Here is a 14,525-nt window from a genome sequence, read left to right on the forward strand (position 1 = left end):
GCCTACCGCACGCTCAAGAACGCGTAACAGGAAAGAGTGAACTGACATGCAGCTCGGACTCATCGGCCTCGGCAAGATGGGCGGCAACATGCGCGAGCGGATCCGCCGCGCGGGCCACACCGTCATCGGCTACGACCGCAACCCCGACCTGTCCGACGCCAAGAGCCTCGCCGACCTGGTCGAACGGCTCGACGCACCGCGCGTGGTGTGGGTCATGGTCCCGGCCGGCCACCCCACCCAGTCGGTCATCGACGAACTCGGCGACCTGCTGTCGCCGGGCGACACCGTCGTCGACGGCGGCAACTCCCGCTGGACCGACGACGAGAAGCACGCCGCGGAACTCGGCATCAAGGGCATCGGCTTCGTCGACGCCGGCGTCTCCGGCGGTGTGTGGGGCCTGGAGAACGGCTATGCCCTGATGGTCGGCGGCGACAAGGAGCACGTCGACCGGCTCCAGCCGATCTTCGAAGCGCTCAAACCCGAGGGCCCGTACGGCTATGTCCACGCGGGCCGGGTCGGCGCCGGGCACTTCTCCAAGATGGTCCACAACGGCATCGAGTACGCGATGATGCAGGCGTACGCCGAGGGCTGGGAACTGCTGGAGAAGGTCAACTCGGTGGACAACGTACGCGAGGTGTTCCGCTCCTGGCAGCAGGGCACCGTCATCCGTTCCTGGCTGCTGGACCTCGCGGTCGACGCCCTGGACGAGGACGAACACCTGGAGAAGCTGAAGGGTTTCGCACAGGACTCCGGCGAGGGACGCTGGACCGTCGAGGCCGCCATCGACCACGCGGTGCCGCTGCCGGCGATCACCGCCTCCCTGTTCGCGCGCTTCGCCTCCCGCCAGGACGACTCCCCGCAGATGAAGATGATCGCGGCGCTGCGCAACCAGTTCGGCGGCCATGCCGTCGAGTCGGCGAAGGAGTAACCGGCCGTGGGGGACCTCATCCTGGTGCGCCACGGCGAGACGGAGTGGAGCGTCACGGGCCGGCACACCAGCTGGACCGATCTGCCGCTGACCCGCAACGGCGAGGAACAGGCCAAGTCCCTCGCCCCGCTCCTGTCGGGCCGGACCTACGCGCTCGTGCTCACCAGCCCGCTCACCCGCGCGATCCGCACCGCCGAACTCGCGGGCCTGAGCGGGGCGGTGATCGATCCCGAGCTGCACGAGTGGGACTACGGCGGCTACGAGGGCATCACCACCCGCGAGATCCACCTGACCCGCCCCGACTGGGACCTGTGGACGGACGGCGTACCGCCCGGCCCCGAGGGGCATCCCGGCGAGTCACCCGCGCAGGCGGGACGGCGGGCCGACCGGGTGCTGTCCCGGGTCGACGCCGCCTTCGCCCGGGACTCCGGAGACGTGGTGCTCGTCGCCCACGCCCACTTCCTGCGGGTGCTCACCGCCCGCCGGCTGGGGCTGCCGCCCGCCGAGGGCCGCCTGTTCCAGCTGGCGACCGGCACGGTCAGCCGGCTGTCCACGGAACACGGAAGACCCGTGATCGCGGAGTGGAACAGGACCGTGTGACGCCCGGCCCGGATCACCCGGTGTGCTCCGGGCCGCAGCGGTACAGCAGATGCCGGCGGCCGTGCTCGCCGTACGCGGCCGGCGGCACCCGGGTGCAGTGGTCGACGGTCCAGCGGGCCACCGCTCCGGCCGGGGTCCCTCCGGCGCGGGGGTGCGCCGCCACATCGGAGGGGCGCAGCAGCACGAAACGCAGCCGGCCGGAGTCGACCAGCCGGCCCAGTTGCCGCGGGCCGGGGAACGGGACGCGTCCGGTGAACCCGCCGACGGGCAGCACGGGCGCGTCGGCGGCGATCACGTACGGCGCCGCGGAGGTCCAGCTGGGCACCGCCGCCAGATAGCGGGCGCCGTCGCGGTGCGCGGTGAGGTAGGCCAGCAGGCGGTGCCTCGCGGGGGTCAGGGTCGACAGACCGTTACCGGTGCGGATGCTGTTCGGGCCGACCCGGCCGAAGCCGCCGGGCTGGTTGTAGCGCGGGGACAGCGCCGAGGCCGACCACACGGCGGGGACCAGCAGGACCGCGGCGACGGCGACGGCCGTCCCGGCCATGACGGCACGCCCGCGCCGCACACCGGTCAGGGCGAGCCCGGCCAGACACAGGGCGCCGGCGGCGGGCGCCGCCCAGCCGAAGAACCGCGGATAGCACAGCGTCAGGGCCGCACACCAGGCGACGTTGACGGCGAGCACCGCCGGCAGCAGCCAGGCCGTACGGCCACCGACCCGAAGCGCCCGCCACCCCTGGACCACCCCGGCGCCGGCCAGCGCCGACAGGGCCACCGCGACGACACCCATGTAGTAGGTGTGGCCGGTCACACTGCCGAAGCTGAACACCACGAAGAAGGTGACCAGCCACACCCCCCACAGCAGATGCCCGGCGAGCAGACGGTCGGTGCGCGGCACGCGCCGCCGCCGCAGCGCCACCAGACCGCCGACGAGCCCGAGGGCCGCGAGCGGATACAGCCACCCCGTCTGGGTGGCGATGCCGGGGCTGAACATCTTCCACACGCTGTCGCCCATGCCGGACGCGTGGGCGCCGCCCGGGTGCGCGGGCCGGCCGGTGACGATGCTGCCGGTGCCGGCCGCGTCGATGCCGACCGCGTGGAAACGGGTCAGGAAGTTGTAGCCGACGACCATGCCGAACGCCGAGTTGTCGGTGGTGCCGTCGAGGTAGGGGCGGGAGGCGGCCGGGGTGAGGGTGGCCACCAGCATCCACGACAGCGACACCGCCGCCGCGACCGCGCCGGCCAGCGCGAGATGACCGGCGCGGCGGCGCGCCGGGGCGGGCGCGGCGACCAGGTAGGTCACGGCAAGCGCGGGCAGTACCGCCCAGGACTCCAGCATCTTGCACTGGAACGCCAGGCCCACCCAGAAGGCCGCGAGCAGCAGGGTGCGCGGCCGGGCCCGTTCGGTGGCGCGCTGGGTGGCCTCGGCGGCCAGGAGCAGCAGCAGCACGAACGGCGCGTCCTCGACCACCGACCGGCCCACGCCCACGGTCACCGGGGTGAGCGTGAGGAAACCGGCCGCCGCGAGACCGGCGGGCACCCCGGCCCAGCGGCGCACCAGCAGATGGAGCAGGAGGACGCAGGCCACGCCCTCGACGGCCTGCGGAAGCACCAGCGCCCACGGGTGGAAGCCGAAGACCAGCGCCGACAGGGCCTGGGGCCACAGGAAGCCGGGCAGCTTGTCGAGGGTGATCGAACCGGCGGGGTCGAAGGAGCCGTACAGGAAGGCGACCGGGCCGTCGGTCATGCTGCGCACCGCGCTCGCGTAGAAGGCGTGGTAGGCGCTGTGGTCGATGCCCCAGCAGAAGAGCAGGGCGGCGAGTGCCGCGATGCACACGAGCGCCGGACGCTCGTAGCGGTCGGCACGGGTGCGCGGCGGGGCCAGGGGCGGTGGCGGGCCCGCGCGGACCCCCGTGCGCGGTTCGCTGACGGTGCTCGGCATGAACGGCCTTCCAGGGCAGCCGGGTTGACTCTGATCCGGCACGCGGGACGCATTCCGGACTTTCGCGAGTATCGACCGCCGAACCCCTACGGACCCGGAAACAGAGGGAGATCTCACCCCCCTCTCACCCCCTCCACACCGAACCGGCGACCCGCCCGACCGCCTCCCGGACGCAGAGGATGTCCGGGTTGCCCATGACGGCCGGCCAGGTGCCGTCGCGGCGCGCGGCCGGTTCCGCGTCGGCGGGGGACGCGGGCCTCGCCCCTGGTGCACGGGCCGGCGGGCGCCGTATCCGGTGGATCTGCCGGGCGAGCGGGCGGACGGCGGCGGCCCGGCCGGAAACGCGGGCGGCCGGCGGCTGTCACCGGGACCGGCCAGGCCCTTCGATCAGGCCGGGGGAAGGACCGCCGCGTCGAGGAGGGGGCCCAGTTCTCGGGTGACGGTCTTCAGGGGGGCCACGTCCCGCTCGGCGCGGGCCAGCAGGATCGCCCCCTCCAGGGCGCTGATCATCACGGTGGCCAGGGAGGCGGCCCGCTCGGCGGGCACCCCCAGGTCCGTCAGGGCCGCGGCGAGCGGGGTCCGCCAGGCCGTGAACGCGGCGGCCGCCGCCTCCCGGGTGGAGGTGCCCGCCGCGGCGCAGTCCACGGTGGCCGCGGCGACCGGGCAGCCGCGGTCGAAGCCGCTCGTGCCGTACTCGTCGGTCCACTGCCGCACCATCGCCGCGAACAGGCCGCTCGGCGTCGGCCGGTCCTGCTCCGCGAGGAAACGTGCGATCCGGTTGCCCGCGTACCGCCCGGCCCAGGCCACGGCCTCGTTGACGAGCTGTTCCTTGCCGCCCGGGAAGTAGTGCTGGAGCGATCCGCGCGGCGCCTCGGCATGGGCGGCCACCTCGCGCATGCCCGTCGCGGCGACCCCGTCGCGCCGGATCAGCTGGGCGGCGCTGAAGACCATGCGCTCCCTCGGTCCGCGCCGGGACCCCGCCATCGTCGCCCTCCCGGTGTGCCGTGCCTCGCTGTGCGGCCCAGCCTATGACCGGCGTCATAGCGCCCGCTACTATGACCGCTGTCATAGTCGGTCGGGTGCGGAGGGCGGCCCCACGTGCGTGTCGGATTCATCGGTCTCGGAGTGATGGGGCAGCCGATGGCGCTGCGCCTGGCGGCCGCGGGCACCCCGCTCGTGGTCTGGAACCGCACCCCCGGGCGCGCCGAACCGCTGCGCGCGGCCGGCGCGGAGGTGGCCGCGGACCCCGACGGAGTGTTCGCGCGGGCGGACGTGGTGATCCTGATGCTCGCCGACGACGCGGCGATCGACGCCGTGCTGGACCGCGGCGGCCCCGGATTCGCGGCCCGGGTCGCCGGACGGGTCGTGGTGCACATGGGGACGACCTCGCCCGAGTACTCGCACGCCTTGGAGGCCGACGTGCGCGCCGCGGGCGGCCGTTATGCCGAGGCCCCGGTCTCCGGTTCCCGGGTGCCCGCCGAGCAGGGGCAGCTGGTGGCGATGCTGGCCGGGGACGAGCAGGCGGTGGCGCGGGTCGGGCCGCTGCTGGCGCCGATGTGCCGGGAGGTGTTCGTGTGCGGTCCGGCGCCGCACGCGCTGCTGATGAAGCTCTCGGTGAACCTCTTCCTGATCACGCTGGTGACCGGGCTGACCGAGGCGTTCCACTTCGCCGAGCGGCAGGGCCTGGACCGGCGGCTGTTCCTGGACGTGCTGGACGCGGGCCCGATGGCCAGCGCGGTCTCCCGGATGAAGGCGCCCAAGCTGCACGACCGGGACTTCGCGGTGCAGGCCGCGGCGCTCGACGTGCTGAAGAACAACCGGCTGATCGCTGCGGCGGCCCGCACGGCGGGCCTCGCCTCACCGCTCCTGGACGTCTGCCACACCCTGTTCGAGGAAACCGTCTCCGCCGGCCACGGCGACGAGGACATGATCGCAGTACTCCAAGCAATCGAATCCCGCACCGAACCAACCCCCTGAAAACCGCGCCCGCCCCCCGACAGGAACGCGGGAAACCCGCACCCACCCCACAACGGACGCCCCCGACAGGGGCGCGGGGAACGGCGCGCCAAGCCCCCACCCACCCGCACTCGACGAACAACAGACCACCCCCGACAGGGGCGCGGGGAACTGCGCAACAAACCACAACAAACCCGCACCCAACCAACAACGGACCACCCCCACAGGGGCGCGGGGAACGGCGCGCCAAGCCCCCACCCACCCGCACCCAACCAACAACAGACCACCCCCGACAGGGGCGCGGGGAACTGCGCAACAAACCACAACAAACCCGCACCCAACCAACAACAGACCACCCCCACAGGGGCGCGGGGAACGGCGCGCCAAGCCCCCACCCACCCGCACCCAACCAACAACAGACCACCCCCGACAGGGGCGCGGGGAACTGCGCAACCCGCCCACACCCAACGGCAGAGTCATGCAAGGATCAACCGCCGGACGGCACAACGCGGAGGAGCGCGATGGCACAGCTGCGACAGCAAGTCGCCCCGGACGAGGCGGGACTTGACCCGAAGGCCCTGGACCGCCTCGACCAGCACTTCGCCCACTACGTGGACGAGGGCCGACTGCCCGGCTACCTGATCTCGCTGGCCCGCGGCGGCCGCGTCGCCCACCTCACCGCGCACGGCCACCGTGACCGGGCGGCCGGGCTGCCGGTCCGGCCGGACACCCTGTGGCGGATCTACTCGATGACCAAGCCGGTCACCGCGGTCGCGGTACTGCTCCTGGTGGAGGAGGGGCGGCTGTCCCTGGACGACCCGCTCGACCGGCACCTGCCGGCCTTCGCCAACCCGCGGGTGTACGAGGCCGGCTCCGGCAGCGAGGTCACCACCCGCCCCGCGGACGGCCCGGTTCTGATCCGGCATCTGCTCACCCACACGGCGGGCCTGACCTTCGCCTTCTACCACTCCCACCCGGTCGACGCCCTCTACCGGGCCGCCGGCCTTGAGTCGTCCGTGCCGCCCGGCGCGAACCTCGCCGAGACGATCGACGTGTACGCCGGGCTGCCGCTGCAGTTCGAGCCCGGCACGCAGTGGAACTACTCGGTGGCCTCCAATGTGCTGGGCCGGGTGATCGAGGTGGTCACCGGGCAGCCGCTCGACGTGTTCTTCGCAAAACGGATCTTCCGTCCGCTGGGTATGCCGGACGCCGGTTTCCACATCGTGCCCGAACAGGCGGACCGGCTCTCCGAGTTGTACGGGGAGACCGAGGGCGGCGGCATCGAGCCGATCCCGGGCCTGCCGCTGCGCGGCCGTCCCCGGTTCCTGTCCGGCAGCGGCGGCATGGTGGCCACGGCCTACGACTACCACCGGTTCGCGGAGATGCTGCGCCGGGGCGGCGAACTGGACGGCGTACGGCTGCTGCGGCCCGAGACGGTGGCCCTGATGACCCGCAACCAGCTGCCCGGCGGCGCCGACCTGCGCTCCTTCGGCGCACCCCCGCACCGGGAGCCGGGCAACGACGGCGTCGGCTTCGGCCTCGGCGTCTCCGTGGTGATCGACCCGGACCGCACGGCGGCCCCGGCCGGGTCCGGCACCTATGGCTGGAGCGGGGTGGCGACCACCACTTTCTGGGTGGACCCGGGCCGTGATCTCACCGTGCAGTTCATGACCCAGGTGCGGCCCAGGACGCTGAAGGTGTTCCCGGAGCTGAAGCGGCTGGTGCACGAGGCGGTGGTGGACTGAGCCGGGCCGGGGCGACCACCGCGGGGCCTCAGGACCAGTGCGCCACCGCGTCCAGATGGGGCAGGTGGTGGTCGAGGCGTTCCCGTTTGGTCCGCAGATAGGTGATGTTGTTCTCGCACGGCGGTATCAACAGCGGTACCTCCTCGGCGACCTGGATTCCGTGCTGCAGCAACGACTCGCGTTTGCGCGGGTTGTTGGACATCAGCCGTACCGAGGCGACGCCCAGGTCGCGCAGGATGGCGGCGGCCACACCGTAGTCGCGGGCGTCGACCGGCAGTCCCTGGGCGAGGTTCGCCTCGACGGTGTCAAGTCCCTCCGCCTGCAGGGCCATCGCGCGGAGCTTCGCGAGCAGCCCGATGCCGCGGCCCTCGTGCCCGCGGAGATAGACGACGACACCGCTGCCCGCGGCGACCACCGCGCGCAGCGCGGAGGCGAGTTGGTCGCCGCACTCGCAGTGCTGGGAGCCGAACGCGTCACCGGTCAGGCACTCCGAGTGGAGCCGGGTCAGCACGTTCTCGGTGCCGAGGTCGCCGTGCACGAGCGCGACCTGCTCGTCACCGCCGTCGTGGTCCAGATAGCCGATGGCCTGGAAGGTGCCGTACACGGTGGGCAGGGGCGCGGTCACGACGCGTTCCACGCCCGAACGCCGTGCGGACTTCGTGCCGAGTACGCCGATGTTTTCTGTCATGATCTGATTCCTCAACGGAGACGAAAGGCCATGGAGAGATGAGTGGTTCGGGCGTGCCCGCGGCGGCACACGGTGTGCTGCCCGCGGACACCACCGAGGACGTGCGGACGCGTGGGGCGGGCGTGTCGTCACAGGTCGCCGTCCTTCCCGTGGGGAGCTTCGAGCAGCACGGTCCGTTCCTTCCCCTGGCGACCGACACGCTCATCGCCTGCGCCGTCGCACGGGAGATCGCCGCGGCGTACCCGGTGCACCTCCTTCCTCCGCTGACGGTGTCCTGCTCGCACGAGCACGCGGCCTGGCCCGGAACCGTCAGCATCTCCGCCGTGACCCTGCACGCGGTGGTGCGGGACATCGCGGCGTCGCTGCGCCGGTCCGGCGTCGGCGCGCTCGCCGTGGTCAACGGCCACGGCGGCAACTACGTACTGGGCAACGTGGTTCAGGAGTCCTCCGCGCGTGGGGAGCGGATGGCGCTGTTCCCGGCCGCCGAGGACTGGGAGACGGCCCGGGAGCGGGCCGGGGTGCGCACCTCGCTGCTGACCGACATGCATGCCGGGGAGATCGAGACGTCCATTCTGCTGCACGCCTATCCCGAAGTGGTCCGCCCTGGTTACGAGTCCGCCGATTTCATCGCGGACGACCGTCGTCATCTGCTCACCGCGGGAATGTCCGCCTATACCGAATCGGGGGTCATCGGGCGTCCTTCCCTGGGGTCGGCGGAGAAGGGGAGGAAGCTGCTGACGAGCCTCGCCGAATCCTTCGCGGGATATTTCACCCTGCTCACCTCCGCGGTGGAGGCGGCCGGTGGAGCCGCGAACGGGGCGCCGGGCGAGGGCGGTTCGGCCGTACGCGGGTGAAGTGCCGTGCACCAGCGGGCGATCAGGACGGCGAGGCCGGGCAGGCTGGCCGCGAAGCCGAGCACCCCGTACACGACGGCCGTGGCCAGTCCGCTGTCCGCGCCCAGGCCGGCGGCGCCGAACGCCCAGGCGGTGACGCCCTCCCGGGGGCCGAAGCCGCCGATGTTCAGCGGCAGGCCCATGGCGACCAGGGCGAGGACCGCGAGGGGCAGCAGGGCCGGGACGGCCGCCGTCGAGCCCGCGGCCCGGGCAGCCACCACGAACATCGCGAGGTGTCCGGCCAGTACGACCACCGAGGACAGGGCGACGCCGGGCCAGTTGGCCCGGGAGAGCAGCCCCTCGCGGGCCTCGGCGAGTGCGGTGCGCAGGGTGCCGGGGCGGCGGGAGGGGGCACGGTTCATCCGGACCGCGAGGACGACGGCGCAGGCGCCCGCCGCGCCGAGGGCGACCAGCGGGGCGAAGTCCCGGGCCTCGTCGCGGAGCGGGGACGGCAGCGTGAGCAGCAGCGCGGCGCCGGCCACGGCGAGCGCGACCTGTCCGGCGGCCCGCTCCAGCACGACGGAGCGGACACCGCGGCCGACGTCTCCGGCCTCCTGCCCGTGCCGGACGGCCCGGTGCACATCGCCGAGCACGCCGCCGGGCAGGGCCGCGTTCAGGAACAGCGCCCGGTAGTAGTCGGCGACGGCGGAACCAAGCGGCAGCCGGATCCGCAGGCCGCGGGCCACCAGGTGCCAACGCCAGGCGCTGAACACGGTGGTGACGACGCCGATGCCCACGGCGATCAGCAGCGTCCCCAGGTCGATGCGGCGCAGCCCGTCCAGGAACACACCGATGCCCAGCCGCCACAGCAGCACCCCGAGGATCCCGGCCCCGGCCAGGGCCCCCAGCCGCCCGCGCACGGCCCGGCCCACCACCGGCAACCACCCCTGCCCACCCCGGGCAGCAACGCGGGCGCGGCCTCCCGGACGGGGCTGCACGGGCGGACCGGCGTACGGAGGTGCGCCATCGGACACGGGCCCACCACCGGGCGTGCGCGCGGCGCCGGACGGGTCCGGGAGGGGCGGTGTGACATCGGACGCGGGCAGCGTGCCGGGCGCGGCCGTGGGGTGCGGATGCTGTGGGTGTGGGTGGTGCCGCTGGGCCGGGCGGGTGGGCGGGGGCTGCGGACTGGTCGTGGGGCCCGCCGGACGCGGGGTCATGAGGTGTGTCCCGTCGGGCGGACCAGGGCGAGCAGGTCGGTGTGGTCGACGACGACGCTCAACTCGCCCGCCGCGCAGGCCGCCAGGCGGTCCTGGAGATAGCGCTCGGCGCGCCGCGCCAGGTCGGGGCGCTGCTCGACCGCCGCGGCGACCCAGCCGCGCAGCCACTGGGCCGTCAGCGCGGCGTCCTCGGGTCCCAGGCGCCAGGGGCTCGGATGCAGCCGCACCGTCGCCCCGCGTTCGGCGAACGCCTCATGGGTCACGGTGACGGCGTCGGGACCGAGCAGCCCCGCGCGCCGCTGGTGCGCGTTGAACGCCTCGGTGATCTCCGCGTCCAGCGGGTCGGCCGGGGTGAGACGGACACGTCCGGCGACCGAGAGGGTCAGCAGCGCCGGGCTGCCGGCCCCGACGCAGGCCGCGGCGAGCGTGCCGACCTCCTCGCGGGTGAGGACGTCGAGCAGCGCGGACGCCGTCACCAGTGCGGCGCCGCTCAGGGCGTCCGGGGTCAGCCGGGCCACGTCGCCGCGCCGCGTCTCCACGGTGACCCGGCTGCCGTCGGCGGCGGCGCGCGGGGAGCCCACGGCGGCGAAGTGCAGCAGGTAGGGGTCGCGGTCGTGCAGGATCCAGTGCTGGGCGCCGTCCAGGCGGGGCGCGAGCCAGCGGCCCATCGAGCCGGTGCCGCAGCCCAGGTCGTGCACCACGAGTCCGTCGGCCCGGCCGGGCAGATTGGCGAGCCGGATCCGCAGCGGGTCGAGCAGGTCGAGCGCGCGGGCGGCGGCGTCGGCCCCTTCGCGCAGTTCGAGCCATTCAGGCGCGTAGCGCGGCGGCTCCTGCGGTCCGGACTCGCGCAGCCGCACGGTGGGCCGCTCCCCCGGCCGCGGCACGGTACCGGGGGCCACGACCGGCCCGGCCCCTTCGTGCGCGACGCGGCGCGGTGCGCCGGGTTCCGTCATGGTCGCTGCCCCCTTCGTCGCTTCCGCACCCGCTACGGCCCGCGTCCCGGGCCGCAGCGGTGTCCGCCCGGCCTGTGGGGTGGTTCCGCTCATGCCGCCCTCCGCGGTTCGTCCGGGAGCCGTTGCAGGACCCCGGCCAGGCTGCGGGCGGTGGTCGCCCAGCCGTCGAGCGCCGCCCGGCGGCCCCGCGCTGCGGCCTTGAGGCGCCGGCGCACATCGGCCTCGCCGAACCAGCCGCGCAGTTCGGCGGCGAGCGCGGCGGGGTCCTCCGGCGGCACGAGGATGCCGGGCATCCCGCCGTCCGGCGCGCGGCCCAGTGCCTCGGGCAGTCCGCCGACGTCCGTCGCGAGGACCGGGATGCCCCGGGCCAGCGCCTCGGTCACGGCCATCCCGTACGTCTCGGCGTAGGAGGTGAGGACCATCAGGTCGGCGGCGGCGTAGCTGGCGTCGAGGTCGGCGCCGGACCGGGGGCCCGCCAGGTGCAGCCGGCCGGTCAGTCCGTGCCGCTCGATCAGGGACCGCAGTCCGGCGACGTATTCGGGATCGTGGCCGAGGCCGCCGACGCACACACAGCTCCACGGCAGGTCCCGTACCGCGGCCAGCGCCTCCACCAGCCGGTGCTGCCCCTTGCGGGGTGTCACCGCGGCCACGCACAGCAGATGCGAGACGCCGTCGGTGCCGGCGGCGAGGGGCGCGATGTCGGCGCCGGGCGCGGCGACGTGCACCCGCTGCGGGGCGAGGCCGTGGTGGGCGACGAGGCGGCGGACCGCCCAGTCGCTGGTGGCGATCACCGCGGGTACCGCCCGGAGCACCGCGCGTTCCCGGGCGTCCAGGTCCGCGGCCACGGACGCGTCGAGGCCCGTCTCGTCGCCGAGCGGCAGATGGACGAGGACCGCGAGCCGCAGCCGCTCCGCCTCGGGGACCACGATCTCGGGGACCCCGCAGGCGACGATGCCGTCGAGCAGCACCACGGAGCCGTCCGGCAGCTCCCGCAGGGTGCGGGCGAGTCGGTCGCGGCCGGTGGCGCCGGGGCGCGGCCAGGTGCCGTCCACGGTGTGCCGGGTGACCCGCCAGCCGAATCCGGGCAGGTCCAGGCACAGGCGCCGGTCGTAGGCGTTGCCGCCGCTGGGCGCGGTCGCGTCGTCGACACCGCCCGGCATGACGAAGTGCAGGGTGCGCAGGGACATGGGGATGATCCCGACGTTCTTCAGGGCCGCGCGCTGCGCGGGCACGTAGGTCAGGGCCGGGGCCCGGCCGATGGTCGTGTCGGTCACAGGCCACGCTCGTAACTCGCCCAGGCGACGTGCGACTCGTGCAGGGTGACCGTGACGCCCGCGAGGCCCTTGGCGCCCTCGCCGAGCGCGCCCTTGTGGATGCGTTCGACGAGCCGGTCGGCGATCACCTTGGCAAGGAACTCCGTCGAGGTGTTGACGCCGGCGAAGTCGGGCTCGTTGTCGAGGTTTCTGTAGTTCAGCTCGCTGACGACCGCGCCGAGTTCCTGTGTGGCCAGGCCGATGTCGACGACGATGTTGTCGTCGTCCAGCTGCTCGCGGCTAAACGTCGCGTCCACGAGGAACGTGGCGCCGTGCAGGCGTTGCGCGGGCCCGAACACCTCGCCGCGGAAGCTGTGGGCGATCATGATGTGATCGCGGACGGTGATGCTGAACAACGGACGACCCTCCAGGTGCGGCGCGTCAGGTTCCCCCGGCCGGCTGCGGCCGGGGGATGCCGTGTAGTACGGCTGATGGCTTGACCGCGTTCAGTGCGGACACGTTTCGTCTCAGGTCAGGCGTACCGGACCCGGTGGCACAGTGCCGGGATCTCCCCCGTGGCGAGCCTCGGCATCACCTCGGGCAGCTCCTCGAACGCGCTTTCTCCGGTGATGAGCGCGTCCAGCGACGGATCGGCGAGCAGGTCGAGGGCGAGGGCCAGCCGGTCGGCGTGGCCGCGGCCCGCGCGGCGGGCCGGGGAGAGGGTGCCGACCTGGCTGGCGCGCACGGTGAGCCGCCGGGAGTGGAACGCCTCGCCGAGCGGCAGGGTGACCGGCCGGTCGCCGTACCAGCTCAGTTCGATGACCGTGCCCTCGGCGGCGAGCAGGCCGAGGGCACGGGTCAGGCCCCGCTCGTCGGCGCTGGCGTGGACGACCAGGTCGCAGTCGCCGAGGGCGTCCTCGGGTGCGGCGAAGTCGACGCCCAGGGCCTCGGCGGTCGCGGCGCGCGCCGGGTCGGTGTCGACGAGTTGGAGCCGTACGCCCGGGAAGCGGGCCAGCAGGGCGGCGACCGAGCAGCCCACCATGCCGCCGCCGACCACCGCGATCCGGTCGCCGATGAGCGGCGCGGCGTCCCACAGGGCGTTGACGGCGGTCTCCACGGTGCCGGCGAGTACGGCCCGCCCGGCGGGCACCTGATCCGGCACGGGGACGACGGCGTCCACCGGGACGACGTAGTGGCTCTGGTGCGGATACAGGCAGAAGACGGTGCGTCCGGTCAGGGTGTCAGGACCCTGTTCCACGACGCCGACGTTGAGGTAGCCGTACTTGACCGGGCCGGGGAAGTCGCCGTCCTGGAACGGCGCCCGCATCACGGCGCGTTGGCTCTCCGGGACGCCGCCGCGGAAGACCAGCGTCTCCGTGCCGCGGCTGACTCCGGAGTAGAGCGTGCGCACCAGGACCTCGCCCGCGGCGGGTTCGGGGACGGTGACCTCACGCAACTCGCCGTGGCCCGGCGAGCTGAGCCAGAACGCACGCGCGAACCGGTTCATCGGCATCCTCCTGAACGATCGGCAAGTTGTTCACGTACCGAGATGTGCACAGGCCGCGCACAGTACGCGGCACTGATCGACTCTGTCACTCGGCCGGAGGGTGAGCCGTGGCCCTGAACAACATTGACGACGCGAGGCTGGTCCAGCAGGAGACGGCCGTGGGTGCGGGCGTGCAGATCCTGCTGCTGGTCCTGCTGGGTTCGGCGTTCGGCATGGGGCCCGCGGGCTGGCTGACGGGGCTGGCGTTCGCGTTCGCGACCTGGGCGGTGCTCTCCCGGGCGCTGCACCGCTCCCGGCTGCGTTCCTTCGGCCCGGCCAACCGGGTCACCCTCGGCCGGGCCACCCTGGTCGGCGGGGTGACGGCGCTGGTCGCGGACTCCTTCGACAGCGCGCCGCCGCTCACCCTGCTGGTCGCTCTGACGGCGGTCGCGCTGCTCCTGGACGGCGTCGACGGCCAGGTGGCCCGCCGCACCGGTACGTCGACGGCGCTGGGCGCCCGCTTCGACATGGAGGTCGACGCCTTCCTGATCCTGGTGCTGAGCGTGTTCGTGTCGGCGCGGCTGGGCCCGTGGGTGCTGCTGATCGGCTGTATGCGCTACGTGTTCGTCGCGGCGGCCCGCGTCGCACCGTGGCTGAACGCCCCGCTGCCGCCGTCGATCGCCCGTAAGACGGTCGCCGCGTTGCAGGGTGTCTGTCTGCTGCTGGCGGGTTCGCAACTGATGCCGCTCCCCGCCGACTTCGTGGTGGTGCTGGGGGCGCTGGGCTCGCTGGTGTGGTCGTTCGGCCGGGACGTGCTGTGGCTGCGCCGAACCGCACGACTCACCGTCCCCGCCGCCCCACCCACGAAGATCCTGGAACCGGCCGGGCGCTGACGGTCCGACGGACGGCCAGGCGGTGACGGTC

General features: G+C 73.7%; 13 protein-coding genes and 1 pseudogene. 6 read left to right on the forward strand and 8 right to left on the reverse strand.

All coding sequences use genetic code 11. The features are described 5' to 3' along the window. The first annotated feature begins 46 nt into the window (after positions 1 to 46). Positions 47 to 928 carry a phosphogluconate dehydrogenase (NAD(+)-dependent, decarboxylating) gene (gene gnd / locus AC27LF_RS13735; protein ID WP_479662303.1) on the forward strand — a complete coding sequence of 294 codons (882 nt, stop codon included), beginning with the start codon at positions 47 to 49 and terminating at the stop codon, positions 926 to 928. Positions 929 to 934: 6 nt separating this feature from the next. Then, complete coding sequence (locus AC27LF_RS13740) at positions 935 to 1,528, forward strand: histidine phosphatase family protein (RefSeq protein WP_479662302.1); 594 nt, start codon at positions 935 to 937, stop codon at positions 1,526 to 1,528. 13 nt (positions 1,529 to 1,541) lie between these two features. On the opposite strand, the gene AC27LF_RS13745 is transcribed toward AC27LF_RS13740, so the two are convergent. Both AC27LF_RS13745 and AC27LF_RS13750 read right to left on the reverse strand, forming a co-directional pair. Continuing rightward, a complete protein-coding gene (locus AC27LF_RS13745) occupies positions 1,542 to 3,467 on the reverse strand; it encodes an ArnT family glycosyltransferase (protein WP_479662301.1) in 1,926 nt (641 codons plus the stop codon). 387 nt (positions 3,468 to 3,854) lie between these two features. Next, positions 3,855 to 4,451: a TetR/AcrR family transcriptional regulator gene (locus AC27LF_RS13750; protein WP_479662300.1), complete on the reverse strand. Its 597-nt coding sequence runs from the start codon at positions 4,449 to 4,451 to the stop codon at positions 3,855 to 3,857. A gap of 114 nt (positions 4,452 to 4,565) precedes the next feature. Here AC27LF_RS13750 and AC27LF_RS13755 point away from each other — a divergent pair, with 114 nt between their 5' ends. After that, positions 4,566 to 5,444, forward strand: a complete 879-nt coding sequence (locus AC27LF_RS13755; protein ID WP_479662299.1) for an NAD(P)-dependent oxidoreductase — start codon at positions 4,566 to 4,568, stop codon at positions 5,442 to 5,444. 500 nt (positions 5,445 to 5,944) lie between these two features. Then, the gene (locus tag AC27LF_RS13760; protein ID WP_479662298.1) at positions 5,945 to 7,168 is read left to right on the forward strand and encodes a serine hydrolase domain-containing protein; all 1,224 of its coding nucleotides are present in this window, start codon (positions 5,945 to 5,947) and stop codon (positions 7,166 to 7,168) included. 28 nt (positions 7,169 to 7,196) lie between these two features. Here the strand turns inward: AC27LF_RS13760 and ribA are convergent, their stop codons facing one another. Further along, on the reverse strand, positions 7,197 to 7,856 hold the full coding sequence (gene ribA, locus AC27LF_RS13765; protein ID WP_479662297.1) for a GTP cyclohydrolase II: 660 nt from the start codon (positions 7,854 to 7,856) through the stop codon (positions 7,197 to 7,199). Positions 7,857 to 7,894: 38 nt separating this feature from the next. On the opposite strand from ribA, the gene AC27LF_RS13770 reads away from it, so the two are divergent. Continuing rightward, on the forward strand, positions 7,895 to 8,710 hold the full coding sequence (locus tag AC27LF_RS13770; protein WP_479662295.1) for a creatininase family protein: 816 nt from the start codon (positions 7,895 to 7,897) through the stop codon (positions 8,708 to 8,710). Between the two features lie 107 nt (positions 8,711 to 8,817). On the opposite strand, the pseudogene AC27LF_RS13775 reads toward AC27LF_RS13770, so the two are convergent. The 5 genes and pseudogenes from AC27LF_RS13775 to AC27LF_RS13795 all read right to left on the reverse strand — a co-directional run. Then, a pseudogene (locus AC27LF_RS13775) lies at positions 8,818 to 9,909 on the reverse strand (lysylphosphatidylglycerol synthase transmembrane domain-containing protein); the annotation flags it as partial. After that, on the reverse strand, positions 9,906 to 10,955 hold the full coding sequence (locus AC27LF_RS13780; RefSeq protein ID WP_479662294.1) for a class I SAM-dependent methyltransferase: 1,050 nt from the start codon (positions 10,953 to 10,955) through the stop codon (positions 9,906 to 9,908). The gene AC27LF_RS13780 and the pseudogene AC27LF_RS13775, both read right to left, overlap by 4 nt. Next, a complete protein-coding gene (locus AC27LF_RS13785) occupies positions 10,952 to 12,136 on the reverse strand; it encodes a glycosyltransferase family 4 protein (RefSeq protein ID WP_479662293.1) in 1,185 nt (394 codons plus the stop codon). The genes AC27LF_RS13780 and AC27LF_RS13785 overlap by 4 nt, the downstream gene beginning before the upstream one ends. Next, complete coding sequence (locus AC27LF_RS13790; RefSeq protein WP_479662292.1) at positions 12,133 to 12,531, reverse strand: 6-pyruvoyl trahydropterin synthase family protein; 399 nt, start codon at positions 12,529 to 12,531, stop codon at positions 12,133 to 12,135. Before AC27LF_RS13790 ends, AC27LF_RS13785 begins: the two co-directional genes overlap by 4 nt. Before the next feature lie 116 nt (positions 12,532 to 12,647). Beyond that, the gene (locus AC27LF_RS13795) at positions 12,648 to 13,622 is read right to left on the reverse strand and encodes a zinc-dependent alcohol dehydrogenase (RefSeq protein WP_479662291.1); all 975 of its coding nucleotides are present in this window, start codon (positions 13,620 to 13,622) and stop codon (positions 12,648 to 12,650) included. Between the two features lie 107 nt (positions 13,623 to 13,729). Between AC27LF_RS13795 and AC27LF_RS13800 the strand changes: the two genes are divergently transcribed. Continuing rightward, on the forward strand, positions 13,730 to 14,494 hold the full coding sequence (locus tag AC27LF_RS13800; RefSeq protein ID WP_479662290.1) for a CDP-alcohol phosphatidyltransferase family protein: 765 nt from the start codon (positions 13,730 to 13,732) through the stop codon (positions 14,492 to 14,494). Positions 14,495 to 14,525: the final 31 nt, after the last annotated feature.

Source organism: Streptomyces diversicolor, from assembly GCF_057537855.1.

Bases quoted from the DNA above. Each gene is read 5' to 3' on its own strand.
- gnd (WP_479662303.1), top strand. From the start codon at position 47: ATGCAGCTCGGACTCATCGGCCTCGGCAAGATGGGCGGCAACATGCGC.
- AC27LF_RS13745 (WP_479662301.1), bottom strand. From the start codon at position 3,467: ATGCCGAGCACCGTCAGCGAACCGCGCACGGGGGTCCGCGCGGGCCCG.
- AC27LF_RS13750 (WP_479662300.1), bottom strand. From the start codon at position 4,451: ATGGCGGGGTCCCGGCGCGGACCGAGGGAGCGCATGGTCTTCAGCGCC.
- AC27LF_RS13760 (WP_479662298.1), top strand. From the start codon at position 5,945: ATGGCACAGCTGCGACAGCAAGTCGCCCCGGACGAGGCGGGACTTGAC.
- ribA (WP_479662297.1), bottom strand. From the start codon at position 7,856: ATGACAGAAAACATCGGCGTACTCGGCACGAAGTCCGCACGGCGTTCG.
- AC27LF_RS13770 (WP_479662295.1), top strand. From the start codon at position 7,895: ATGAGTGGTTCGGGCGTGCCCGCGGCGGCACACGGTGTGCTGCCCGCG.
- AC27LF_RS13780 (WP_479662294.1), bottom strand. From the start codon at position 10,955: ATGAGCGGAACCACCCCACAGGCCGGGCGGACACCGCTGCGGCCCGGG.
- AC27LF_RS13795 (WP_479662291.1), bottom strand. From the start codon at position 13,622: ATGAACCGGTTCGCGCGTGCGTTCTGGCTCAGCTCGCCGGGCCACGGC.